24 protein-coding genes and 1 tRNA gene are annotated in these 22,680 nt (G+C 68.5%); 12 read left to right on the top strand and 13 right to left on the bottom strand.

Annotated features, from left to right (window positions below; genetic code table 11):
* Nucleotides 1–55: 55 nt before the first annotated feature.
* The 4 genes from AC5L38_RS24600 (at nucleotide 56) to AC5L38_RS24585 (ending at nucleotide 3,559) form a co-directional block, all read left to right on the top strand.
* On the top strand, nucleotides 56–391 hold the full coding sequence (locus AC5L38_RS24600; RefSeq protein WP_495245173.1) for a hypothetical protein: 336 nt from the start codon (nucleotides 56–58) through the stop codon (nucleotides 389–391).
* On the top strand, nucleotides 388–1,146 hold the full coding sequence (locus AC5L38_RS24595; protein ID WP_495245172.1) for a DUF2637 domain-containing protein: 759 nt from the start codon (nucleotides 388–390) through the stop codon (nucleotides 1,144–1,146). Before AC5L38_RS24600 ends, AC5L38_RS24595 begins: the two co-directional genes overlap by 4 nt.
* The gene (locus AC5L38_RS24590; protein ID WP_495245171.1) at nucleotides 1,143–2,942 is read left to right on the top strand and encodes an FtsK/SpoIIIE domain-containing protein; all 1,800 of its coding nucleotides are present in this window, start codon (nucleotides 1,143–1,145) and stop codon (nucleotides 2,940–2,942) included. Before AC5L38_RS24595 ends, AC5L38_RS24590 begins: the two co-directional genes overlap by 4 nt.
* Nucleotides 2,943–3,370: 428 nt before the next feature.
* On the top strand, nucleotides 3,371–3,559 hold the full coding sequence (locus AC5L38_RS24585) for a hypothetical protein (RefSeq protein ID WP_495245170.1): 189 nt from the start codon (nucleotides 3,371–3,373) through the stop codon (nucleotides 3,557–3,559).
* 38 nt (nucleotides 3,560–3,597) lie between these two features.
* Here AC5L38_RS24585 and AC5L38_RS24580 read toward each other — a convergent pair whose 3' ends face one another.
* Nucleotides 3,598–3,852 carry a winged helix-turn-helix domain-containing protein gene (locus AC5L38_RS24580; protein WP_495245169.1) on the bottom strand — a complete coding sequence of 85 codons (255 nt, stop codon included), beginning with the start codon at nucleotides 3,850–3,852 and terminating at the stop codon, nucleotides 3,598–3,600.
* Between the two features lie 84 nt (nucleotides 3,853–3,936).
* Here AC5L38_RS24580 and AC5L38_RS24575 point away from each other — a divergent pair, with 84 nt between their 5' ends.
* Both AC5L38_RS24575 and AC5L38_RS24570 read left to right on the top strand, forming a co-directional pair.
* Complete coding sequence (locus AC5L38_RS24575) at nucleotides 3,937–4,077, top strand: hypothetical protein (protein ID WP_495245168.1); 141 nt, start codon at nucleotides 3,937–3,939, stop codon at nucleotides 4,075–4,077.
* Complete coding sequence (locus AC5L38_RS24570) at nucleotides 4,074–4,271, top strand: hypothetical protein (RefSeq protein ID WP_495245167.1); 198 nt, start codon at nucleotides 4,074–4,076, stop codon at nucleotides 4,269–4,271. The genes AC5L38_RS24575 and AC5L38_RS24570 overlap by 4 nt, the downstream gene beginning before the upstream one ends.
* Nucleotides 4,272–4,484: 213 nt before the next feature.
* Here the strand turns inward: AC5L38_RS24570 and AC5L38_RS24565 are convergent, their stop codons facing one another.
* The 8 genes from AC5L38_RS24565 to AC5L38_RS24530 all read right to left on the bottom strand — a co-directional run bounded on the left by AC5L38_RS24565 (nucleotide 4,485) and on the right by AC5L38_RS24530 (nucleotide 11,668).
* The gene (locus AC5L38_RS24565; protein WP_495245166.1) at nucleotides 4,485–6,077 is read right to left on the bottom strand and encodes a terminase large subunit domain-containing protein; all 1,593 of its coding nucleotides are present in this window, start codon (nucleotides 6,075–6,077) and stop codon (nucleotides 4,485–4,487) included.
* Between the two features lie 840 nt (nucleotides 6,078–6,917).
* On the bottom strand, nucleotides 6,918–7,127 hold the full coding sequence (locus tag AC5L38_RS24560; protein ID WP_495245165.1) for a hypothetical protein: 210 nt from the start codon (nucleotides 7,125–7,127) through the stop codon (nucleotides 6,918–6,920).
* 374 nt (nucleotides 7,128–7,501) lie between these two features.
* Nucleotides 7,502–8,092 carry a hypothetical protein gene (locus AC5L38_RS24555; protein ID WP_495245164.1) on the bottom strand — a complete coding sequence of 197 codons (591 nt, stop codon included), beginning with the start codon at nucleotides 8,090–8,092 and terminating at the stop codon, nucleotides 7,502–7,504.
* A 9-nt stretch (nucleotides 8,093–8,101) separates the two neighbouring features.
* Nucleotides 8,102–8,470: a helix-turn-helix domain-containing protein gene (locus tag AC5L38_RS24550; RefSeq protein ID WP_495245163.1), complete on the bottom strand. Its 369-nt coding sequence runs from the start codon at nucleotides 8,468–8,470 to the stop codon at nucleotides 8,102–8,104.
* 3 nt (nucleotides 8,471–8,473) lie between these two features.
* Nucleotides 8,474–10,243 (bottom strand): DNA primase family protein, encoded by a 1,770-nt coding sequence (locus AC5L38_RS24545; RefSeq protein ID WP_495245162.1) that lies wholly within the window; start codon nucleotides 10,241–10,243, stop codon nucleotides 8,474–8,476.
* Complete coding sequence (locus AC5L38_RS24540) at nucleotides 10,240–11,082, bottom strand: bifunctional DNA primase/polymerase (RefSeq protein ID WP_495245161.1); 843 nt, start codon at nucleotides 11,080–11,082, stop codon at nucleotides 10,240–10,242. The genes AC5L38_RS24545 and AC5L38_RS24540 overlap by 4 nt, the downstream gene beginning before the upstream one ends.
* Nucleotides 11,079–11,435 (bottom strand): hypothetical protein, encoded by a 357-nt coding sequence (locus tag AC5L38_RS24535; RefSeq protein WP_495245160.1) that lies wholly within the window; start codon nucleotides 11,433–11,435, stop codon nucleotides 11,079–11,081. Before AC5L38_RS24535 ends, AC5L38_RS24540 begins: the two co-directional genes overlap by 4 nt.
* On the bottom strand, nucleotides 11,435–11,668 hold the full coding sequence (locus AC5L38_RS24530) for a helix-turn-helix transcriptional regulator (protein WP_495245159.1): 234 nt from the start codon (nucleotides 11,666–11,668) through the stop codon (nucleotides 11,435–11,437). The genes AC5L38_RS24535 and AC5L38_RS24530 overlap by 1 nt, the downstream gene beginning before the upstream one ends.
* 115 nt (nucleotides 11,669–11,783) lie before the next feature.
* Here AC5L38_RS24530 and AC5L38_RS24525 point away from each other — a divergent pair, with 115 nt between their 5' ends.
* Nucleotides 11,784–12,275 (top strand): helix-turn-helix transcriptional regulator, encoded by a 492-nt coding sequence (locus tag AC5L38_RS24525; RefSeq protein ID WP_495245158.1) that lies wholly within the window; start codon nucleotides 11,784–11,786, stop codon nucleotides 12,273–12,275.
* 215 nt (nucleotides 12,276–12,490) lie between these two features.
* A complete protein-coding gene (locus tag AC5L38_RS24520) occupies nucleotides 12,491–13,657 on the top strand; it encodes a tyrosine-type recombinase/integrase (RefSeq protein ID WP_495245157.1) in 1,167 nt (388 codons plus the stop codon).
* A gap of 80 nt (nucleotides 13,658–13,737) precedes the next feature.
* Here AC5L38_RS24520 and AC5L38_RS24515 read toward each other — a convergent pair.
* Nucleotides 13,738–13,826, bottom strand: a tRNA-Ser gene (locus tag AC5L38_RS24515).
* Between the two features lie 120 nt (nucleotides 13,827–13,946).
* Complete coding sequence (locus AC5L38_RS24510; protein ID WP_495245156.1) at nucleotides 13,947–16,304, bottom strand: nucleotide-binding protein; 2,358 nt, start codon at nucleotides 16,302–16,304, stop codon at nucleotides 13,947–13,949.
* A gap of 117 nt (nucleotides 16,305–16,421) precedes the next feature.
* On the opposite strand from AC5L38_RS24510, the gene AC5L38_RS24505 reads away from it, so the two are divergent.
* The gene (locus AC5L38_RS24505) at nucleotides 16,422–17,378 is read left to right on the top strand and encodes an NAD(P)H-quinone oxidoreductase (protein ID WP_495245155.1); all 957 of its coding nucleotides are present in this window, start codon (nucleotides 16,422–16,424) and stop codon (nucleotides 17,376–17,378) included.
* 4 nt (nucleotides 17,379–17,382) lie between these two features.
* Nucleotides 17,383–17,898: a bacterial proteasome activator family protein gene (locus AC5L38_RS24500; RefSeq protein ID WP_495245154.1), complete on the top strand. Its 516-nt coding sequence runs from the start codon at nucleotides 17,383–17,385 to the stop codon at nucleotides 17,896–17,898.
* Between the two features lie 40 nt (nucleotides 17,899–17,938).
* Here the strand turns inward: AC5L38_RS24500 and AC5L38_RS24495 are convergent, their stop codons facing one another.
* A complete protein-coding gene (locus AC5L38_RS24495; RefSeq protein ID WP_495245153.1) occupies nucleotides 17,939–18,739 on the bottom strand; it encodes an HAD family hydrolase in 801 nt (266 codons plus the stop codon).
* 236 nt (nucleotides 18,740–18,975) lie between these two features.
* Here AC5L38_RS24495 and AC5L38_RS24490 point away from each other — a divergent pair, with 236 nt between their 5' ends.
* Complete coding sequence (locus AC5L38_RS24490) at nucleotides 18,976–19,179, top strand: cold-shock protein (protein WP_012886943.1); 204 nt, start codon at nucleotides 18,976–18,978, stop codon at nucleotides 19,177–19,179.
* Nucleotides 19,180–19,618: 439 nt separating this feature from the next.
* Nucleotides 19,619–21,241: a hypothetical protein gene (locus AC5L38_RS24485; RefSeq protein ID WP_495245152.1), complete on the top strand. Its 1,623-nt coding sequence runs from the start codon at nucleotides 19,619–19,621 to the stop codon at nucleotides 21,239–21,241.
* 46 nt (nucleotides 21,242–21,287) lie between these two features.
* Here AC5L38_RS24485 and serS read toward each other — a convergent pair whose 3' ends face one another.
* Nucleotides 21,288–22,550 (bottom strand): serine--tRNA ligase, encoded by a 1,263-nt coding sequence (gene serS, locus AC5L38_RS24480; protein WP_495245151.1) that lies wholly within the window; start codon nucleotides 22,548–22,550, stop codon nucleotides 21,288–21,290.
* Between the last annotated feature and the right edge of the window lie 130 nt (nucleotides 22,551–22,680).

The raw sequence follows: 22,680 nt of genomic DNA, 5'->3' as shown, positions 1-22,680 counted from the left end.
TTCGAGCACCGGCCGCTGCCTCGACCCCATCCCTGCGTACACAGGAGACAAGATCGTGCAGCAGAATCTAATCCCTCCGCTCCAGCCGGGCCAGTGCCCGGTGTGGTGCGAGCGCGAGCACATCCCCGGCGAGACCGTCGTCATCCACGGCGTGATCGTCACGTACGGCGACATCGAGATCGTGTGGGTCCAGGTCGAGAAAGACGGCGTGGTCCACGACCCGCTCGTCAGGATCGCCCACCCGGTCGGCGACAGGCGCCGACACCTGGAGTGGCGGCCGGAGACGGCGGCAGACGCCGGTGACCTGATCGCCGCCATCAAGATCCAGGACATCGCCGACGTCGCGGCCCGCCTGATCGCGTCATTCGACCAGCTTGGGGGCACCCTGTGATCCGGCTCGCTACGACCGTCGCTGTCCTCCTGGTCGCTGGCGTCGCTGCCGTGATCAGCTACCAGCACGCCTACACCCTGGTCATCGCCCATGGGGAGACCGGTCTCACCGCGATCCTGTCGCCGCTGACGGTCGACGGCGCGATCTTCGCCAGCTCGATGGTGCTGCTCGACGCGGCACGCCGGGGACACGCCGTCCCTGCCCTCGCTCGCTGGACCCTCGGCCTCGGCATCCTCGCGACGCTCGCGGCGAACGTCGCGGTCGGGTGGGCGCATGGCGTGGTCGGGTCGATCGTCGCGGCCTGGCCAGCGCTCGCCCTGGTCCTGTCGTACGAGCTGTTGATGGGCATGATCCGGCGCGGCGCTGCACCCGCGCCATGTGAGGAAGTAGTTCCTCACATGGGCGAGGTCGTCGACCAGGCGTGGCGCGATGTCGAGGAACTTCTGAAGCTCGCCGACCAGGCCGAGGTACACCTGCCGCCTGTACCTCCGCAGGTGGGAGCGAGTAGCGATGTTAACGGGCGCGTCGTTACTCGCCTGACCGAGGAGGTCGCCCCCGAGGTCGAGGTACAGCCCGAGGGTGTACCTGACCCTGACGCGGAGCTGTACCCGCTGGCCTTGAGTCACTTCCTGGCCGACGTCACCGATGGCCAGATCCCGAGCGTCCGCGACATCAAGACCGGGATGCAGGTCGGCACCGACCGGGCGCGGCGCCTGCAGTCCTACCTCGGCCAGCTCGTCGAGGTGACGTCATGACCGACGCCTCATTCCAGCGGCCTCGGACGCCGGTCGAGTTCTGGCAGCGACGCAACCCGGCGGGTGTGCGCGTCCGCCTGCTCGTCCACAAGGTTCGACACGGCCGGTACCCGTCCCGCACCGGGCGGCTCGTGTGGCGGTCGGCGACGGCGCCGGTCGACGGCACGACCCTGCTCGCCCGCAAGACGTGGCGGTGGATCCGCGCCGATGACTACGCCGGCACCGACGACTTCAAGTTCCGCGAGCAGGTCCGAACCCGGCGGCGTCGTACGGCGTGGTGGACGGGCGCCGGGTACCTCGCCACGGCGGTCACGTCCACCGGTGTGTACGGCGGGACCGCGGCGGCCGTCGCGGTGGGCGCGGTCGTCGGCGTGGGGACGGCGGTCGAGGTCCACAAGCGCGTCAAGGACCGGCCCGTTCCGCTGCGCTTCCCCGGCATGGGCAAGGGTGGCACCCCGGCGGAGAACTCCGTCGTCAAGGCCGCGATCGACGCGAAGCTTGGACGCGCCGAGGGGATGCGCCTCGCCGGGCCGGTGCTCACCGAGGACGGCGGGTGGTCGACGATCCTCCAGCTGCCTCCCGGCCAGCTCGCCCGTAAGTGCCTCGGCCTCGAAGGGGCGTTCGCCTCAGCTCTGGGCGTCGGAGAGTCGCGCGTCATGTTCGACCTGATCGACGAGCACGCCGGGCGCCTGGCCGTGTTCGTGGCGAAGTCGGACCCGTTCCTCACCGTGCATCCGTCGCCGCTGATCGGTCGGACCGACGCTCTCGACTTCTGGGCGGGTGTTCCTGCTGGGGTCGACGGGCGCGGACGTGTTCACCTGCTGCGCCTGGTCGACGCGTCTCTTCTCGTCGCCGGGGAGCCGAGGGCAGGCAAGTCCGCAGCGGTGAACCAGATCCTCGGAGCCGCGGGCCTGGCCGTCACCGTGAAAATTCACCTGTTCGACGGCAAAGGCGCGGGCGACCACCGGCCGTGGCGGAAGATCGCACACACCGCCGTCAAGCGCAACGCCCCCGGGCTGCTCGACCACCTCAAGAAGATGCGCGACGAAATGGAGCGAGTGTTCGACCTGCTCGACGAAGCAGGTGGCGGCTCGAAGCTCAACCCGGACCTGTGCCGTCAGCTGGGCGTGGACGTCGAACTCACCGTGATCGACGAGACGCGCTACTACGTCACGAGTCCGCAAGGTCCGGAAATCGTGGACCTGATGGTCGACATCGCCTCCCGTGGTCCGGCGGCCGGAAAGCTGCTGGTCATCGCCTCCCAGAGGATGACGACCGACGCGATCCCCGGCGCACTCAAAGGCGTCTGCAGCCTCAGATGGGGCATGCGCTGCCCCGACACCACCGCGAGCAACGCAGTCCTCGGCCAGGGCGCCGCGGGCGCCGGCTACAACTGCTCGGAGATCCCGCGCAGCCATCGAGGCGTGGGCATCCTCGACGCGGACGGCGCGGATCCCGTCAAGGTGCGGTCGTTCTTCATGGATGACACCGGCACGGATCTGCTCGACGTCGCCGAAGTCGCGTACGGGCTGCGGCGCGCAGCGGGAACTCTGCCCGCCCGTGAGATGGCCGTGGTCGACGACGACCCCATCGAGTTGATCCTGTCGGCCCTCGACGACGCGGAGCGGCTCCACACCGTCGACCTGGTCGAGGCGCTCGGATCGGACTGGACGCCGGAGCGGATCGCCGCGGCGCTCAAGCCGTACGGGGTCACACCGCGGTCGGTGAAGATCGGCGGCAAGACGCTCAACGGCTACCGGCGCGACGACATCGAGGCCGCTCTCAGCCGAGTCTGACCGGCCCTACCTCGGGTCTACCTCCGAAACCGGGTCTACCTCGCCCATACCGCTTCTGGCCTGCGAGGTAGACCCCGTAGACCCCATCCGCACCATCCCCAAATGCGGCCCCAGGAGGCCGGAAAGAGAGAGGAAGACCATGGAGCTGATCCTCGCTGGGATCGCGGCCCTGATGATCTGGTGGTCGTGGGACCGGCGCCGTCATCCGATGAAGCGGTGCCGGTCCTGCCGGTCCACACCGGGCCTGAAGATGTCGACCTGGAACGGACAGGCGTACGGGGCGTGCAGGAGATGCGGAGGGAAGGGCGAGGTCCGCCGGTAGATCCCGCTGTATCCTCAAAACCTCGGCATGGCAGGGCGAGGCATGGGGTCCGGACACACGTGGTCCGGCCGAGTAAGACAAAGACCCAGCTACCGAGGAGAGTTCAATGCCTGACGACCGACAGCCCGACATGCTGCCGAATGAGCGCACCGACGCCTACATGAAGCGGACGGGATTCCACCCGCCCGGTTGGACCCCCGACCAGTCGAGGGCCTTCGATGGGAAGGTGCACGATCGACAGATGGCCGGTGACCGCCGTTGGCTCAGCCGGTACGGCCTGCTCGACGACGAGTAAGTGAGACGCCCCGCCGATCCGTATTCGGCGGGGCGTTCTCATTCCGCCGGCCAGTTCTCGCGGTCGGCGACGTAGGTCCCGCGCTGCGGCAACGTCATCACCCACCCTTCGTCGGCGAGCAGACGGACCGCGGCTCTTGCCGTGTCGCGGGCAATCCCGTGGTCAGCGACCATGCTCGACTCACTCGGGATCTGTTCACGCGGCTTCAACTCACCGGCCTTGATGCGCGCCCGGATGATGTTCGCCAGCTGCACGTACTTCGGTGTCCGGTCAAAGTGATCGACGACGAGCATGCTCCGACGTTACGGACGTGGCCTACCAGGGTCATATGGGCAACGTCCTAGACGAGGTAGACAAGGCCAACGTATGGTCAGATCATGGCCGACACCCCCACCGGCATCAGCTGGACCGCCCCATCTCAGCCCCGGGACTGGCGCACCGGAGACCCCGACTCCCCCACGATCAAGGCCGGGGTGGTGTCCTCGGTTCTCTCCACCTGGCGGGAGGCGTGGACATGACCCCCGAGGACATCGAGCGCATGCACGCCAACGCGGTGAAGAACGGCGCGGACCCCAAGACGTTGGAGAAGCAGCGCAGGGAGGCGCTCGCCGAGTGCGGCGGGGACCCAGAGAACATGGCGCGCTGGGCCGACTTCGATGACCGCCTTGCCCGCTACTGGCAAAGTCTGCGGCCGTCGCGCAGACGTCACTGATCTTCCGTGCCGGGCGGTTCCCGCGTCACCGGGGCCCGACACGGAAGACGACGACCTCGAACCGGAGGGACCGGGGTCCGTCGTCGGTCTCCCGCCCGCTCACACCCAGGCGGGAGACCAGAGCATCGGCGGACCCGTGTCCGCCTTCGGGTCCGCCGATGCTCACCCTCGCGCGTGCGTGTAGAGGGGTCCAAAAAGTCCAAAAACTCTCCCTCAGCCGAACCCGTACACCCTGCCTGAGCGCTTCTTGGGCGCCACCAGCTTCCCGCTCTCCACCAGCTCGTGACGGGCCTGATCCGCCAGCAGCGACGCGGCCCACCCGTCCACCTTCCGCTTCGAGCCGCGGGCGTCCTTGCCGAAGGACACGCCGTACCGGTTCGGCCGGCGGCGAGCATTCAGCACATGGGTGCGGAGCCTCAACTCCCCCGTGTGCCGCACCAAGCCATCGCGGACCGCTGCCATCAGCCGCTCATTCGCCAGCGTCGAGGCTTGATGACGGCCGCGCATGTCCCACCCGATCGGCGAGCCGGGCGAAGCATGCACCAGCAGGCGGCCACGGAAGTCCGCCGACCACAAGTCGATGTAGGACGTCCACAGCTCCACGTCAGCGAAGAACGCCACCACGTTGTACGTCTGGAACGCCATCCGGACCATGTCATCGACCGCGGCCCGGTCCACCTCCCACTGCTTGACGTTCTCCGGGCGCTCCCAGATACCGACCGTCTGAAGCAGGCGATCCGATACGCGCATGGCCACCAGGGCGGTTGCGTCGTCGCTCTTGCTGCCGTCGAATCCCAGGGTGACCGTGTCGCCGTTCTGCAGCCGATCCGGGCTCTCGCACGCATCCCATTCGTGGGCGGCGATCAGGGAGTCCTCGGCCACGGCAACCTCGTTCAGGTAGAAGCGGCGGGCGTCGCTGGGATGGGTGTTCACGTCGTACACCTCGGCCATGATCCGGTCGATGTTGATCCACGGACTGTCCCGGTACAGGCCGACCAGTCCGGCGCGGAGCTGCTCCTCGTCGGCCAGGTCCTCCACGACCGCCTTCGGATGAAACCGCATCAGCCCGCCCTCGACCGCGCCCGAGGCGATCAAGTCCGCGTAGGCCGACGTCGCCTCGGCCACCGAATCCTCACCGGGCCGCCAACAGTTCGTGGTCTCCAAGCTGCGCCCGCCGGTCTTGCCGAGGTTGCGGCGCAACGTCGCGGCCAGGCGTGTCCCGTGGTTGGAGAGCGTCCACAGATGCGGCTCGTCGAGGATCGCGGCCGTCAACCGCTGCCCTTCCCGGCTGGGCGCTGACGCGGTCACCGGCTCCAACTTGCCGCGGGCGGTCCGGACCCGTGTCAGCCCGAGGTCTAGGCCGTCGATCTCGTCAGCCGCTCGACCGTCACCGAGCATCGCCAGCACCAGACTCATCGTGTTGTACGACTGGTCCTGGCTCACCGCGGCGAGCTGCACATGCGGACTCGGATGCGGCCGGCCAACCGCGTCACCGTTGGCGTCGAACCCATCGAACAGCACCGGCCCGCCTAACTCCACACACGACAGAGCCGCGGCAAGCGGAGACTTCCCCGCACCCTTCGGCAACACAACCTGCCCGCGCCGATACAGCCACGCACCCGCCGCATCCACCGCGTACCACCACAACACGAGCCGGGCCTGACTGTCCGTCCACACCCACGGCTCGCCCGCCTGGTCGCCGTCAGGCTGCGCCAACATCTCCGCACCCCAACCGAGAACGTCGTACCCCACCGACGCGATCCCGTACGCGTCCGGCTTGCCCTCTGGCAGGCCGTCAGCAGACACAGCAGGCATGATCACGCTGACACCCCAGCCGTACCCCACCGAGCACGCGCCGCGGCCCTCGCAGACTCAGAACGCCTCGACGACTTCGGCGCGTTCTCCGCCACCTCATCCGGCAAGCCCAACTTGCCCAGCAGCGCAGCAACCACCATCCGATGCTGCCGGAGTTCCGACACCAGGGGCGCCGCGGTCGGCTGCCCCATCGACCCCTTCACCACCAGAGGCTCCCCCACCCTGCCCTCCTCCATCTCATCGACGAGATCAGCCTCCCGGCACGCGTCAGCGAGGATGCGTAGCCGATGCGGAGCCAGCGGAAAAACACCCGCGATCGCATCCCACAACTCAGCGCCAGCAGGCCCCAGACCTGCGGGTTTCTTCGGATTCACTGCCACCACAACCGCCTTTCACGGCCCAAAAAACCGGGACTCCGCACGCATAGGGTCGGAGGCTAAACGAGTACGCGCTCGCTTCCATGATCAAAGTTGGGGTGGGCCCCCAGGGGGTGGGGTTCGTCGGAGTGCGGGGTGTGTTTCGGCTGGTCGTCGGCGGGGGTTCGCTGCTCGCCATGCGGCTGCTGCGGCTACTGCCTGTTGGCTGGTTCGCTGTGTGTGGTGTGGCTTGCAGAGCGCGCGGAGGTTCTCAAGGCGGTGGTCTGCGGGGTCGTCGATGTGGTCGACCTCGATCGCATCTGTTGATCCGCATGGCTGTCCTTCGACGGGCCATCGACATGATCCGTCTCTCTTCTTGACTGCTGTGACTCGTGCTGGCCAGTCGACAGGTCGAGGTGTGGATCTCCGTGAGGTCGGCCCTTCGATGCGGTCACGCGGGTTGTCCTGTATCCGTCTAGCCATTGGTGTCTGCCTGCTGCTCGGCGAGCTGCTGGTCTCGGAGCTGCTCGAACTCCTGCCTCCATATGCCGTTCGCCGTGCCCCAACAGTCTTGGGCCTTCCGCCAGAGCTCACGTGCTCGGAGGGACGGGTACCGAGCGCTGTCCTCGACGAGGGGCATCCATTCGGCTTCGGTGTAGGTGAGCAGGCTGTTCGGGATCTTCACGGGGTTCTCCTGTTGTGTGTGGCCCCGGCTCGCATCCCTGAGACGAGCCGGGGCCGGCGGTGTCGTCGCTGCCCGGGAGGAGGATCCACTGACGTCGACACCGGGTTTGTGGTGGGGCAGGTCCAGCTGCACGGGTAGCCGGGCCTGCCCCTTTCTCTCCCCGTGCCATCGGGTAGAGGGTCTGTGTTACCTGATCGCTTCCCACAGAGCCCGGAGAGGGTCCTCGGCCTCGTAGTGGGAGGACACAGGCAAGGAGCCGGGGTGGAGTCCTTCGATCGGGACACGATCGGATTCAGGGTCCGCGGGTTCGGTGAGCCGGACACGGTTCCGATTGCTTGTCCGCATGTAGATGTCGACGGGATCTTCGTTCATGGCTACGCCTTCCTGCGTCGCTTGCGCCAGGCCGCGGGATCACGGGTGACGTTGACCTTCTGGTACTCGGAGCCATCGACCGTGACAAGGAGAGTGCCGGTGATGGTTTCGCGGCAGGACAGACCGGCGTCATTTTCGCTGGGTGGTGAGCTTGCTTGTCCTCGAATGATGCGGATACCGGCGGCCTGCTGGGCGCTGATGAGTTCGGTGATCGCGTTGTTGTAGCGGTCGGCGAGTGCGGCGTGTTCGCGGATCGCTTCGCGGAGGCGTTCCTCTGAGCGCTGCCACGCCTCGTCTGCCTTCTGGAGTTCGTCATTGCCAGCGATGGCCAGGAACCGGGACTTGGCGTCTTCGAGGTGGGCCAGACGTGCGGCGGTGTGGGCGTCTGCGAGGCGCCGCTGTTCCTGGGCGGTGAGACGCTCGGCGTGGCGCACCTCGGCTTCTGCGGCGGCGTAGGTCTGCGCGTCCGCGATGTCCGGGGCGAGCTGGTCGAGGTGGGCGCGCTTGCTGGCCTCGTTCTCCTGGGCGGCGAGGAGCGCTTTCTCTGCTGCCGCGATGTCCGCGGCGGGTTCGGCCGGTTTCGTCTTCGCCACGCGGGTCTCCTACTTGTGGTGGGCGGCGTAGGCGGCGAGGTCTTCGGGGCTGATCCACCATCGGCCGGCTCGTTTGGTCGCGGGTAGGCGACGTTCTTCGATGGCTCGTTGGATGGCTCGGATTCCGAGGTTCGCGATGGTGGCCGCTTCTTCTGTCGTGAGTTCTGAGCCTGCCTTGCGGTCGCCTGTTATGCCTATTTCGGTTCGTTTTGACGTACCGGCGTGGTGGGCGAGAGCGATCCCGGCGAGGGTGTCGAGGTCGGCCTGCACTTCGAGGTCATGGGCGTAGAGCCACCTCAACCTGCGAAGGTGTGCAGGGTCGGCGATCAGCGCGGCTGTCTTCGCACTGATCGCCTTCCCGTGATGCTGGGCGGTCACTGGCTACTCGGCACTCTTCTTGCGCTGGGCGTAAGCCGCGGTCCGGTGTGCGGGTGAGCAGTACTTCGCGTCGGCCCGCTTGGGCGTGAACGACTTCTTGCAGACCTCGCATCGCTTCTTCGGAGGCTTGGGCTTGGTCGCCTTGACGGTCCTCGGGCGCTTCGGCGGAGTCTCATCCCTAGTTGACTCAACAATGGGAGGGGTCGCGGCCCATCGCGGCCCATCGGTTTCAGGCTGCGACAGTGCGTCAGTGGGCCGCGCGACGGCTTCCATATCGTCGCTGGTCACAGGCTTGGGCCGCGATGGGCCGCGACCTTCTGCATTGTGGTTCTTACTTTTCTTGTCTTCGGCTGCATCGCGGCCCACTCGAAGCGTCACGCCGACGAAATGCGGGATGCGGACCTTGTCCACGTAGATCTTCGAGCGCTTCAACCCGGCCACGACGGCGCGGAGGTCGCGGCCGAACTTCTGGACGTCGCCGCTCTTGTGGTCGCCTTCCTCGCACCACTCGCGCCATGCGTCGAAGAGCTCCTTCACCGGAACGCTCTTGTCCCCGCCCACCTCGCACTCGTCACGGACGAATGCCGTCGCCGGCGAAGCGATGTTCACGAGTTCCTGCGTCGCCTCGATGGAGGTCTTGGGCATGGTGAACTTGCCCTGTGCGGTGAGCCGGTCGAGGCCATCGAGCGCCCACAGAAGGATTCCGGGCAGCTCCTCGCGAAGCTCGTCGGTCAGGTGCGGGTTCTCCTTGCCCAGGAACGACACCTGCAGATTCAGGATCAGGAACCGGTGGGCGATAGCCGCGGAGGCATCCCCGAACCTGGGCAGCTCGTTGGACAGGATCAAGAACCGGGTCGGGAGCTTGCCCGTCCAGGTCGGCAGGTACTTACGGTCGATCGTGACGGAGTCCTCACCACTGATCGACAGCAGCCGCTCGGCGATCTGCGTAGTGGAGATCCCGTCGATGCGAGCATCAGAGACAATCGCGATGGTCTTACCGATGAGGGGTTGCAGGCCGAAGTTCGTGCCGAGACTGGGCAGGGTGGGCGCGGCGACGTTGCCGTGCCCGATCAGGCCGGTGAGAGTCCGGGCAACCACGCCCTTGCCGCCGCGGGTCGGCCCGATCAGCATCGGGATCTTCTGCAGGTCACTCCTGCCACTGACGAAGTAGCCGAATGCTTCCTGCAGTGCTTTGACCGCGTCCGCGTTGGCCTGTGCCTGCTCCTGGTCGGCGAGGTTGTCCGGCCAGAGCTGGCCGAGGAACTCGATCCACCGTTTGGGCTCGGGCGCGTCCGGGTCGTAGTCGAAGGGCACCGACACGCGAGAGAAGAACTTCGGGGTAGCCGGAAGCACCGTGCGCGTAGGAACGTGCAGGAAACCGTTCTGACAGGCCACGACCTCACTCGCCGGGTAGGGCGGGGTCGTGGTGTCGATCCAGGACGGGGACTCGATGAACTCGGGCAGATGGACGATGGCTGCGAGAGCGTCGATCACGTCAGCGATCTTGCGCCGGTTCGGCTGCCAGCGCCGAGTCTCCCGATTCTCGCCGTCCCTGGTCTTGGCCACGTGGATGTACGTTGCGTCGGCCAGGTGCCGGTAGAGGTGGGCGCGGCGGGCGGCTTCCTCGTCGAGGGTCCAACGTGAGCCATCCCACCGCAACCAGTCACCCCGCCAGTAGCGGAGCTTCAAGCAACCATCTTCGGTCGTGAAGTCCTTGATCAGCTCCCGCGCGACGGCCATTGGTTCGGTCGGCGCCGGCATGAGCTTGGTCACGCGTTCCTCCTGGCAACAGTGCGCCGCGCGGAGGCGACAGTACGACGGGACGCGTCCTCGGGCAGACCGATGGACGTCGCAACCCGAATGAGTTCCTCAAAAGCGGCCTCGCCGAGATCCTGCTCAGCAGCCCGGCAGCACGCCCAGTGAAGGGACCGGTTCCGGTTGCCCTCCTGCTGCCTCGACAGCCACGACGCCAGACCAGCCACGGACGGGATGCTCTGCTTTTGACCTGAGGGACGCCGAGCCGAGACGGGCGACCGCTTCGGACGCAACACCTCGACCAGCCACTCAGGCGCCGGCAGGATGGGCGCCGACGAGTCCACCGGCGTGTAGATCACACCGGTCTCGTGGACGGAGCCGGGGCCGATGACGTACCCGCCCCGCCCGCGGATGTCGATCCCCAGCCCCTTCAACTCGCCGGGCGAGTTGCCCAGCTGCTCGCCCTCGGGCTGCGTGAAGTAGTAGTGCGGGCCCTTCGCGGCCATCACGGTGAACGTCCGCTCGATGGTCTGGCCGATGCTGGCGGCGTATTCAGCGAAAGCGCCCTGCCTGTCCTCGTCCACAATCAGCAGGTTGTTGAGCCCGGCGGGCAGCAGGATGTTCCTCGGCCCGCGACCGAACTGGGCGCGGAGACCTGCCGGGTTGTTCGTCGCGACGTACGACCAGCGGCCTACCGGGTGTTTGCCGCGCTGGTCGTCACAGGGCCGGTCGGGGTAGTGGGCGCCGACACATTCGGGGTTGGCCGGGTGGTCGGCGGCGGCCATCTTGAAGTTGAAGCGGTGGGCGAGCCACTGGGCCGCCGTCCAAGTCGAGGTGTCATAGAGCATCCCCGTCATGCCGCCCTCCTGTCGCGCCTGGCAGGACGGAGCCGCGTCGGTATGACCTGGTAGCGGGCGCCGCAGTCGGCCCGCTTGGTCTTCGTCAGCGCGGGCGCGGGCAGCGAGCAGGCGTGGCGGTGGTCGCGCCCGCACTGCTCGCACTCCGGGACCATCAGGTCAGCGGTCTTACGGCCGGGCCCGCCGATGAACAGCAGACCCGCGACGATGGGCAGAGAAGTCTGCCCACCCGGGTTGCTGTGCTTGTCGGCCTGAGCCTGTATCTTCGAGGTGTCGTGTACGCCCTGCTGGGTGTTCGGGCGGGTTTCGGGGGTGATGGCCCCGGGCCCGCCCATCTGCTTTCCGGGGTTCATTAAGCGGCACCCCCGTACTCCTTAGCCGCCTTCTCCTGGTCCCAGCGGAGCAGCTCGGACTCTTCGTAAAGGACCTTGCGGCCGTACTTCACGCCACGCGGGCCAGTCCCGATGTAGCGCCAGTAACGGACGGTCGAGGCGACAGTGCGGTACCGCTGGGCGACCTCTTCCGTCGTGAGCTTGCGGCTCTCCTGCTGGACCTCCTGGTCCTCCTGCTGGACCTGGATGGACATTTAACCCCCATGGAAGTTTCGGAATGACTGTAATTCCATAGCTTCCACCTATGATCCAACGCTTGTCAACCTGTACCGTCCCTGTCATGCTGCACCTAACAGAAGAGGGGGCGGCGTGAAGATCGAAGAGGTCATCGGAGAAAACGTGCTTGAGGTCCGGGAAGACCTCGGCTTGTCTCAGGCGCAGCTAGGGGAAGCTCTCGCCAGCTACCTCGGAAAGTCATGGAGCCGGCAGGCTGTATCCGCTGCGGAAAAGGGTCGTCGAGCCTTCACCGCCTCGGAGTTGCTCGCCCTGGCGGAGATCCTTAAAACGACCGTGTACCGGCTGATGACTCCGCCTGTCTCAGTAGCCAATATCGAGATGCCAGCTGAGGGTGTCGTCGTGAAGGCGAATACCGTGACCCGGCTTGCACTCCCCACAGGTGCAACCGAGACAGCATTCGAAGAAGCCGGATCTGAGCTTGAGAAGGTCGGCAAGGCTCTTGATGAAGTGGTTCAACTTGTGATTTTGGGCCGGAAAGCTCTTGGTCGCTCTCAGAGCCACATGGCGGATGCTGCGTCATCCTTGGCGGTCAGGATCGCAGAGGAACATGGGCGTACCTCGTGAAGGCCTCATACTCCAAGCGGTGCGGCTGTAAGGATCCGGACACCGGTAAGCCGCTCGGTTCGCGATGCCCACAGCTAAAGAAGAACCGTCGACACGGAACGACTGGTTTCACGACCCGCCTCGACACCACCGAACGGCGTGGGCGTCAGCTAAAGAGGTTCGGGTTCGCGACACAGACCGCGGCCGAGAAGGCGTTCGGCCATGTCGAGGACCTGGTGAAGCTCGCCCGCGATGACGACGTGATGCGCCGGCGGATCGGTGACCTCATCTTCGAGGTGAAGCACGGCCAGGAGCTGCCCGACGTCGAGACGATGCGGCGTAAGGTGAAGCTCGGCGTGGACCTCGCGGCGTCGGTCGGTACGGTGGCCGAGCTGCTGGAGGACTGGTACGCCTCCAAGCGCGCGAAGAAGGAGTCGACCCGGCGGGGCTGGCGACAGCACATGGACCACTACCTGATCCCGCAGCTCGGCGCGATCCCCCGCGACCGCCTGCGGGCCGCTCACATCGACGGCATGTTCGACACGATCGAGGAGTGGAACGCGGAGATCCTCGCGGCCGGGGCGGAGAAGCGCCCGCCGCACCTGCCCGGGGACGTGCGCGCGCGGCACAAGGTCGCTGGGGTCGCGACGCAGCATCGGGTGTTCGCCACCCTGCGCAACGCCTACAACTGGGCGGCCAAGCGGCGCATGGTCGAGTTCAACCCGTGCCTCGGCGTGGAGCTGCCGCCCGAGGAGCGCGACCCGGCGCGGGTCTGGGCGCCCGAGCAGGTCGGCACGTTCCTCCAGGCCGCGGAGACGGATCCGCTCGGCCTGCTGTACCGCATCGTGCTGCTTCGCGGTCTACGCCGCGGCGAGGCGTGCGGCATGCGGTGGACTGACCTCGACCTGGAAACCGGGCACGCGAGGATCGTGCAGACCATCCTGCAGTTGGGCGGGCGGATCGTCGTCGACACCCCGAAGTCGCGGGCCGGTCAGCGGGTCGTCTCTCTCGACGCGGAGACGGTGCGGCTGCTCAAGGCGCACCAGCGGAAGCAGCGGCGGGCGAGGATGGCGGGCGAGGCGTACGAGGATCACGATCTCGTCTTCCCGCGTGCGGATGGCCGGCCTCTGCCGCCGGATCGGGTCACGGAGGGCTTCAAGGCGGTCGCGCGGAAGGCGGGTCTGCCGGTGATCAAGCTGCACGAGGCGCGGCACACGGCGGCGACGCTCGGCCTTGAGGCGGGGCTGGACGTCAAGGTCGTCTCGGTGCAGCTCGGTCACTCGACGACGACCATCACCCGGGACCTCTACCAGCACGTTCGGCGGGCCGTCCTGGACGACGCGGCGGAGAAAGTGGTGGCGCTCATCCCCGACTGGAAGGGCCCGAAAGAGGCAAGATCATGACGGGGTGTTCCCATTTTGTTCCCATCGGAGCGGCCCGGCGATCTTCACCGGACCCGGCTTCCGACGTTTCCCCTGGTAGGCGGAGAGCGTGGGATTCGAACCCACGAGACCGGTCACCCGGCCTAGCGGTTTTCAAGACCGCCGCCATCGTCCACTAGGCGAGCTCTCCTGGAGACACGTCCGGAGAACGTGTCAGATTGCACCCTAGTCTCTCATTGGCCCGAGCGTGCCCGGACCCGGCAGGCGCCTCGTCGCCGATTCGGGGGGCGAGGTGCCTGCCGGGTGTGGATCAGGGCTGGATCCCGGCGAAACCGTCGCCGACCGAGGCGGCCAGGCGGAGGTAGGACTCGCGGGTGGCGGGCTGCAGCCTTTCCAGGTCGATCTCCGCGCCCTCCTCGAGGTGCGGGTCGTAGGGGACGCGGATGACGGCGCGGCAGCGGGCCGCGAAGTGGGCTTCCAGACGGTCGAGGTCGACGGTCGACTTCGAGCGCGGGCGGACGCTGCACAGCACCACGGTCGCGGAGCGGACGAGCTCCTCGTAGTGGTGGGCCTCCAGCCAGTCGAGGGTCGCCGAGGCGGCGCGGGCGCCGTCCACGGAGGGAGAGCTGACCAGGACGAGCTGGTCGGCCAGGCCGAGCACGCCGGACATGGCCGAGTGGAGCAGGCCGGTGCCGCAGTCGGTGATGCAGATCGAGTAGAAGTTCTCCAGGACCTGGGAGACCGACTGGTAGTCGGCCGCGCTGAAGGCCTCGGACACCGACGGGTCACGGTCGGAGGCGAGGATCTCCAGGCGCGACGGGGCCTGGGAGGTGAAGGCCCGGATGTCGACGTACCTCCTGATCTGCTGCCGCTCGTTGAGCAGGTCGCGGACGGTCGCGGAGGTTTCGAGCTCGACCTTGTCCGACAGGGTGCCCCGGTCGGGGTTGGCGTCGACCGCGATGACCCGGTCGCCGCGTACCTGCGCCAGCGTGGCGCCGAGGCCGACCGTGGTCGTGGTCTTGCCGACACCGCCCTTGAGGCTGAGTACGGCGACGCGGTGGTGGCCGGTGGCCACCGGGGTGCGTGCGCGGCCGACCAGCTCCCTGCGGCGGCGGACCTCCGGGGACTCGCCGGGCTTGATCAGCCCGGCCGACGCCTTGTAGACCAGCTTCCGCCAGCCACCGGCGGGCGCGTTGCGACGGCCCCTCAGCAGCGACTCCGGGTCCAGGCTGTCGGCGGACTGGCGGGGAGCGGTGCCCGGAGGCTGCTGCTGCCTGGCCGGTGCGCCGAAGGCGGGTGCCGGGGTGGTCTGGCGACGGCGTGCCTGGTACGGCTCCCGCACCGGTTCGGCCGCGTCCCGGCCCGGTGCGAAGGGACTCTCCCTTTCCGCGCGCTCCTGGGACGGGTCCCGCTCGGGGGCGGGAGCGTCCCGGCCCGGCGCGAAGGCCGTGGGGCCGGAGAAGGCGGCGAAACCGGAGGAGCCGGAAGAAGACCCGGAAGAAGACGGAGCCGAGCTGGAACGCTCCGCCCCGAAGGAGCCGCGGGAACCGGGGGCGGTCTCCGTACCGAAGGCGCCGCGGGAACCGGAGCCGCTCTCCGCGCCGAAGGAGCCCGGGGAGGGCTCCGGGCCGAACGCGCCCGAGGTGGCGGGACGCTCCGGCGGCGCGGCCGCTTCCGGCCTGTCGGTCCCGAAGGACTCGGGGGCCCGGAACGGGTCGGCGGGCTCGGGCTCGGACGGGGGAACGGGCGCCGCGACCGGCTCGAAGCGGTCCGAGGCGGGTTCGAAGCGCTCGGGTGCCTGCCTGGGCGACTCCTTCACCACCGACGTCGCCGCGGGCTCGAAGGGCTCGAAGGAACCGAAGATCGTACGGTCGTGCTCGGCGTCGGCGGTGGAGGAGTCGGCCTCCACGGGAGCCGGCGAGAACCGGTCGCCACCGTCAGACCTGTCGGATTCGGGCGCGCCGGACGTGGACCGGTCGCCCTCGGCGGTCCCGGCGGTTCCGGCGGGGAGATCTCCGCCGGTCGAGGTGGAGCGCGTGCCGCCGCTTCCGAAGGAGAAGCGGTCGGAGTCGCCGCCGAACTCTCCGCTGCCGAAGGTGAACCGCTCGGTGTCCGAGGACGACGGCTTCGACGGCTCCACGTCAGGAGCCTCGGCCGAGGCGGGCGCGGCCGGTTCCGCCGAACGCTGGGGCTGCTCGAACAGCCCGCGGGTCGGCTCCTGGGCGGGCGCCGCGAACGGGGTGCGGATGTGCGGCTCGGTGTAGTCGGCGGGACCGTAGTCGCCGGTGTCGGCCTGCTCCTGGCGCGGCAGGGGCTTGAGCGGCGCGAGAAAGCCGTCGTTGTCCTGCTTGCCGGACGCCGGGGCGGGCACGGTGAACGAACTCACCGTGTCGGAGGCCTCGATCCAGTCGGCCGCGTCGGCGTCCTCCACCGGCGGGTCGGCGACCGGGTGTGCCGAGTCGACGGCCGCGCGGAACAGCGGCGAGGACGTCGCGTCGGGCTCGGCCGGGACCAGACTCCAGGGGTCCTTCGGGTACGGCGAGACGACGGCGTCGTCCACCGCGGTGGCCTTCACCGCCAGGGCGGGCGCCTCCTCCTCCTGCTCCTTGATGGCGTCGAGCCACGCGAGCTGTTCCTCGAGAGATTCCTCACGATCGTGTCTTGCCACCGTGTTCCCCCTCGGGATGGGCATAAAAGGGCAGCAAACACATAGCAGGTTAACGCCCTGTGTTCCTGTCAACGTGAGCAACCACCAAGTTGGGGCTCAGCGGATACCTTTGCTCACATGCGCGCCATCGTGATCGATAAACCAGGTGGACCGGAAGTTCTGACGTGGCGGGAGGTTCCCGATCCGCTGCCTGAGCGTGGCGAAGTCATCATCGACGTGGCCGCCTCCGCGGTCAACAGGGCCGACGTGCTGCAGCGTCAGGGATTCTACGATCCGCCTCCCGGCGCCTCTCCGTACCCGGGCCTGGAGTGCTCCGGCGTGGTCGAGGCGGTGGGGTCGGACGTCGAGGGGTTCGCGCCGGGTGACCGGGTGTGCGCGCTGCTCGGCGGCGGCGGGTACGCCGAGAAGGTCGCCGTTCCCTGGCAGCAGCTCATGCGGGTGCCGGAGGGCGTCGACCTGGCCGACGCCGCCGGGCTGCCCGAGGTGGCCTGCACGGTCTGGTCCAACGTCTTCATGACCGCGCGCCTGCGGAAGGGCGAGACCCTCCTCGTCCACGGTGGTGCCAGCGGGATCGGCACGATGGCCGTACAGCTGGCGAAGGCGTTCGGCTCGCGCGTGGTCGTCACCGCCGGGTCCCCCGAGAAGATCGCCCGCTGCCTGGAGCTGGGCGCCGACGAGGGGATCGACTACCGGCGGGAGGACTTCTCCGAGCGGGTCGAGGCCGACGTGATCCTCGACATCATGGGCGGCAAGTACCTGCCGGGGAACGTCAAGGTCCTCAAGACGGGCGGCCGGCTGGTGGTGATCGGCCTGCAGGGTGGCACGAAGGGCGAGCTGAACCTGGGGGCCCTGCTCACGAAGCGGGCCTCGGTGCACGGCACCTCGCTGCGCTCCCGGCCCGTCGACGAGAAGGGGGCCATCGTGCGCGGGGTCGTGGACAACGTCTGGCCCCTGATCGACGCCGGGGCCATCCGGCCCGTGGTGCACGCCCGGGTGCCGATGAGCGACGCGGCCGAGGCTCACCGCATCCTGGAGTCCGGAGAACACATCGGGAAAATCCTGCTAGTAAGTTGAGGCTATGAACGCTGAGGAGAGCACTCCGCACATCGTGGTCGTGGGTCCCCAGGGCTCCCAGGCCGAGGAGGAGGGCGAGACCCGGTCCATCGCCGACCTCGTCGAGCAGCCCGCCAAGGTGATGCGCATCGGCAGCATGATCCGCCAGCTCCTCGAGGAGGTCCGGGCGGCCCCGCTGGACGAGGCCAGCCGCAAGCGGCTCAAGGAGATCCACCAGAGTTCCATCAAGGAGCTCGAGGACGGCCTGGCACCGGAGCTGGTCGAGGAGCTGGAACGGCTGTCGCTGCCGTTCACCGAGGACGTCAACGGCACCCCGCCCAGCGAGGCGGAGCTCCGGGTCGCCCACGCGCAGCTGGTCGGCTGGCTCGAAGGGCTGTTCCACGGCATACAGACCACGCTGTTCGCCCAGCAGATGGCGGCTCGCGCCCAGCTGGAGAACATGCGCAGGGCCCTGCCCGGCGGCATGTCCCTCCAACAGCAGGAGGGCCCCCCGGGCGGCAACGCGGGCCCCTACCTGTAAAACCGCAGGGACGTCGGAGAGACAGGGCTCGCGGAGCCCGTCACGATCCGTAGAGGTTCTCGAGAACTCCGGCGACCCCGTCGTCGTCGTTGGCCGCGGTCACGTGATCGACCGCGGCCAGCACCTCCGGGTGGGCGTTGGCGACGGCGTACGAGACGCCGGCCCACCCGAGCATCGGAAGATCGTTGGGCATGTCGCCGAAGGCGATCACCTCCTCGGCCGCGACGCCGAGCGACATGGCCAGATGGGACAGCGCCGAGGCCTTCGTCACGCCGTGCGCGCTCATCTCGATCAGCGCCCGGCCGCTGGAGTGGGTGGGGGTGACCAGGTCGCCGACCAGCCCGCAGACCGCCGCCTGGAGGATGTCGGGGTCCATCGTGGGATGCAGCGCCAGAAGTTTGGCGCAGGGCCGCGAGGTAAGTGTGTCCGTTTCGACGCGGAGTCCGCCGACCGCCTTACTGTCCCATCCTCCGAGACGGAAGTCCGATTCGTGGGCGAATCCGCCCTCGTATTCCACAGAGAACGCGAGGTCGGGAACCTTTTCGCGAAGACGCCTCACGACCTCTTCAAGCACGTCCGGGTGGATGAGGTGGGATTTGACGATCTGCTCACTGTGCAGGTCGTAGACGAGGGCTCCGTTGGCGCATATGGCCAGCCCCCGATGGCGTACGGCTCCCGCGACCATGTGCATCCAGCGGGGTGGCCGGCCGGTCACGAAGACCAGCGTGGCCCCGGCGTTCTCCACAAGCGCAAAAGCGGCTGTCGTACGGGGGGAGACGGTGCCGTCCGAGCGCAGCGCGGTGCCGTCGAGGTCGGTGGCGACCAGCCTGGGGCTTTGCATAACACGTCCCAGTGTGCACTGTGATGGCCGACCTGTCGGCCCCGGGATCCGGTCCGAGGAATCTTCCTCATGGCGGGAACACGCCTGCGCCGGATAGTGTTAGATGTGATGGCGTTGTATTAGCTGAATCCCGTTGTGAAAACCAGTTTGACTGAGCCACCCCGGGGCCCGCTGTACGACACATGGGGTTCATGAGGTGTGAATCCCAAAGTTTCAAATCCTGAGGGAGAGCTTTAATGGCTCAGGGAACCGTCAAGTGGTTCAACGCTGAAAAGGGCTTCGGCTTCATCGCACCGGACGGCGGTGCACCGGACGTGTTCGTGCACTTCTCCGAGATCCAGGGCAACGGCTACCGTAGCCTCGAAGACGGCCAGCGGGTCGAGTTCGAGATCACCCAGGGCCAGAAGGGCCCGCAGGCCTCGCAGGTCCGCGCCGTCTGACGCATAGACCTCTTGGTTGAACGGGAAGGCGGGGTTCGCTTCTGGCGGGCCCCGCCTTTCGGTTTCCCGGGCCCCGAACCCCCGGGAGGTTCGAGCCCGGCCCCTTCTCCGCCTCTGGGAGCGCCCCTTCCGAGTTCGGCCCCCGCCTCTGGGAGCGCCCCTTCCGAGTTCGGCCCCCGCCTCTGGGAGCGACCCTTCCGAGCCGGCCCCTTCCCGCCTCTGAGAGCGATCCTGAGGGCTCCGACCGGGACGGTGGCGGACAGATGACACCAATGGCCACTTCCCACCCTCCAGTGCGGCTGTGGACGTGCCGGGCGTCACCGACGAGCACGCTCCGCCCGGCGCCGGGACGCGCGCGTCACCCGGGTTCCGGGACACGCCTCGGTCACGAACGCCGCCGACCCTGAACCGGGGTTCGTCGCGGCGGATCTACCCGGCCATGGAAACTTCGCGAGAGCCCCTCCTCGCCTGGTTCGGGCATCCGGCGACCGTGGTCGCCACCTTCGTGCTGCTGATCAACGACCATCTCCTCAAGGGCCTGTGGCCTGGGCTCGTCACCGGCAAGCTGAGCGACGTCGCTGGGCTGCTGGTCGCCCCGCCCGTGCTCGCCCTCGTCCTCTCCCCGGGCCTCGCCTTCTCCCGGACCGGTTCCTCCCCTGTCCGCGCCCGGATCGTCGCCCTGGTGGCGACCGCCGCCACCGGTGTCGGCTTCACCCTGGTCAAGACCACGGAGGCGGGCGCGGAACTCGCCTCACGGGTGTGGACCCTGGCCGCCGGCCCCTCGCTGATCCTGGCCGACCCGACCGACCTGGTGGCCCTGCCCGCGCTGGGCGCCGCGTGGCTGGTCTGGCGCCGGTGCGGTGCCGGTCACCCTGCACGGCGGGTCCGCGCGCTGGTCATCGTCCCGATCGCCCTCGTCGGGGTGACCGCCACCTCGCCCGAACAGCAGCCGCCCGCGGCGACACAGGTCTTCGTACGCGGCGAGGTCCTCACCGTGGTCACGGACCGGGGAGGCGAGATCATCTCCAGTGACGGCGGCCGTACGTGGACCGACCTTCCCGCACGGGCACAAAGCTCTCAAAGCCTCCCGCCCTCGGGCCCGCCGGAATCCGGATCCTCGCCCTCCCCCCTGCCGGACTCCGACTTCCCGGGGCTCGTGTCCTCCCCCTCGCCGGATCCGGGCCGTGCGGAACCCGGATCCTCGCCCACCCCCGGCCGGGCGACCCGGGCCTGCCTGCCCGACGAGCCCGCGCACTGCTACCGCGTCGTCCCTCCTCGGCTGGCGGTGGAGGAGTCCCGGGACGGCGGGGCCGGCTGGAACACCGCGTGGGCGGTCTCCGAAGGACGCCAGGGGGCCCTCCGGCGGCGTATGGAGGAGCGGTGGCGGTCGTGGCAGGGTTCCTCGGCCATCGCGGTGCAACGCGTACCGGACGGGCACGTGGTGGTGGCGGCCAACGGCGACGACGGCATCGCCGTACGGGACGCACGGGGAAACTGGCGGCGGATGGGCCGGGCCGACGAGGGTTTCTCCGCGAACGCGGCGATCCCGCTCGACGCGCCGGATGTCGGCCTGGCGACCGAGCAGCGCATCGGCCTCTTCGTCGGCCTGCTCGGCTTCATGTCCGGCATGGCCGTGGCACGCCGTCACGCGAGGCGGAACACCGGTCTGACCATGTTCGCGCACGTTCTCGCCGCGGTGGGTTTCGTGCTCGCCCTGCCGTCCAACGTACATTCGTACGCCATCTTCGACCCCGGCGTCCTGATGGCCCTGCTCGGCGGCGCCTGCGCCTTCGTGGCGACGCTCCTCGTCGCCCTGGCGGCGATCAGGGCACGCGTACCGGCGCCGACCTGGCTGGCGCTGGTCGTCATCGCCTCCTGCACGCCGTTGTCGATGTGGATGCTCTTCACCGGCTGGGAGTCGGGCGTCATCGACGACTACTCGACGGCGGGGTTCCTCGCCTGGCTCGTCGGCGGTGCCGGAGTCGGGGCGTCCGTCCTGGTCGGCTGGGCGGGCCCGGCGGGAGCGGAGGAGGCGGGGGAGGTGGAGGGACGTCCGGCGTGAACGTGAGAGGGGTCCCGCCACGTGGCGGGACCCCTCACGGGCGGTCCTACTTGACGGGTTCGAGCACGTCGAGGCCGACGTACGGGCGCAGGGCCTTGGGGAGCACGACAGAGCCGTCGGCCTGCTGGTGGTTCTCCAGGATGGCGACGATCCAGCGGGTGGTGGCCAGCGTGCCGTTCAGGGTGGCCACGTGCTGGGGCTTGCCGCCCGAGTCGCGGAAGCGGACGCCGAGACGGCGGGCCTGGAAGTCGGTGCAGTTGGAGGTCGAGGTGAGCTCGCGGTAGCGGCCCTGGCTGGGCACCCACGCCTCGCAGTCGAACTTCCGCGCCGCCGAGGACCCCAGGTCTCCGGCCGCGGTGTCGATCACCCGGTAGGGAAGCTCGACCTTGGCCAGCATCTCCTTCTCCCAGTCGAGCAGGCGAAGGTGCTCGGCGTGCGCGTCCTCGGGGCGCACGTAGGAGAACATCTCGACCTTGTCGAACTGGTGGACCCGGATGATGCCCCGGGTGTCCTTGCCGTACGAACCCGCCTCGCGGCGGAAGCACGAGGACCATCCCGCGTAGCGGTACGGGAGCGCGGAGCCGTCCAGGATCTCGTCACCGTGGTAGGCCGCCATCGGCACCTCGCTCGTGCCGACCAGGAACAGGTCGTCGTCGGGCAGGTGGTAGACCTCGCTGGCGTGGGCGCCGAGGAAGCCGGTGCCCTTCATCGACTCCGGCTTGACCAGCACGGGCGTGATCATCGGGACGAAGCCCGCCTCGATCGCCTGCTGCATGGCCATGTTGAGCAGCCCGAGCTGCAACCGCGCGCCGACACCCCTCAGGAAGAAGAACCGCGAGCCCGAGACCTTCGCGCCGCGCTCCATGTCGATCGCGCCGAGCAGCTCGCCCAGCGCCAGGTGGTCCTTGGGCTCGAAGCCGAAGGACGGCTTCTCGCCGACCTCCTCCAGCACGACGTAGTCGTCCTCGCCACCGGCGGGAGCACCCTCCTCCACGAGGTTGGGCACCGTGTAGAGCAGCTCGTCGAGCTCGGCGCCGAGCTTCTCGGCCTCGGTCTCGGCGGACTTGACCTGCGAGGAGAGGTCCTTCGCCCGTCCCAGCAGGGCGGTCTTCTCCTCCCCGGAGGCACGGGAGACCGACTTGCCGACGGTTTTCTGCTCGGCGCGGAGCGTCTCGAAGCGACTCAGCGCGCCGCGCCGCCGCTCGTCGAGGTCGAGCAGCGTGTCGACGACAGAGTCGTCCTCACCGCGGGCACGCTGCGACGCCCGTAGCCGGTCGGGATCCTCACGAAGGGTACGCAGGTCAATCACAGCCACAAGGCTACCGATGTACGGCTCGCGCCCGCGCCCGGATTAACCGGCACGTCCCCCGCGGCGGCGGTGGCGCCACGTCCGCGGCGCCCGCTTCCCGCTCGGCTCCCGCCAGTTTCGCGCCTGTTTC

The sequence above is a fragment of the Streptosporangium nanhuense genome, assembly GCF_059358815.1.
Note: the sequence above shows the minus strand (reverse complement) of the source record. Positions and strands in the feature narration are given on the sequence as shown.

Bases quoted from the DNA above. Each gene is read 5' to 3' on its own strand.
- AC5L38_RS24590 (WP_495245171.1), top strand. From the start codon at position 1,143: ATGACCGACGCCTCATTCCAGCGGCCTCGGACGCCGGTCGAGTTCTGG.
- AC5L38_RS24585 (WP_495245170.1), top strand. From the start codon at position 3,371: ATGCCTGACGACCGACAGCCCGACATGCTGCCGAATGAGCGCACCGAC.
- AC5L38_RS24580 (WP_495245169.1), bottom strand. From the start codon at position 3,852: ATGCTCGTCGTCGATCACTTTGACCGGACACCGAAGTACGTGCAGCTG.
- AC5L38_RS24575 (WP_495245168.1), top strand. From the start codon at position 3,937: ATGGCCGACACCCCCACCGGCATCAGCTGGACCGCCCCATCTCAGCCC.
- AC5L38_RS24570 (WP_495245167.1), top strand. From the start codon at position 4,074: ATGACCCCCGAGGACATCGAGCGCATGCACGCCAACGCGGTGAAGAAC.
- AC5L38_RS24540 (WP_495245161.1), bottom strand. From the start codon at position 11,082: ATGACGGGGATGCTCTATGACACCTCGACTTGGACGGCGGCCCAGTGG.
- AC5L38_RS24535 (WP_495245160.1), bottom strand. From the start codon at position 11,435: ATGAACCCCGGAAAGCAGATGGGCGGGCCCGGGGCCATCACCCCCGAA.
- AC5L38_RS24530 (WP_495245159.1), bottom strand. From the start codon at position 11,668: ATGTCCATCCAGGTCCAGCAGGAGGACCAGGAGGTCCAGCAGGAGAGC.
- AC5L38_RS24505 (WP_495245155.1), top strand. From the start codon at position 16,422: ATGCGCGCCATCGTGATCGATAAACCAGGTGGACCGGAAGTTCTGACG.
- AC5L38_RS24500 (WP_495245154.1), top strand. From the start codon at position 17,383: ATGAACGCTGAGGAGAGCACTCCGCACATCGTGGTCGTGGGTCCCCAG.
- AC5L38_RS24495 (WP_495245153.1), bottom strand. From the start codon at position 18,739: ATGCAAAGCCCCAGGCTGGTCGCCACCGACCTCGACGGCACCGCGCTG.
- AC5L38_RS24490 (WP_012886943.1), top strand. From the start codon at position 18,976: ATGGCTCAGGGAACCGTCAAGTGGTTCAACGCTGAAAAGGGCTTCGGC.
- AC5L38_RS24485 (WP_495245152.1), top strand. From the start codon at position 19,619: ATGGAAACTTCGCGAGAGCCCCTCCTCGCCTGGTTCGGGCATCCGGCG.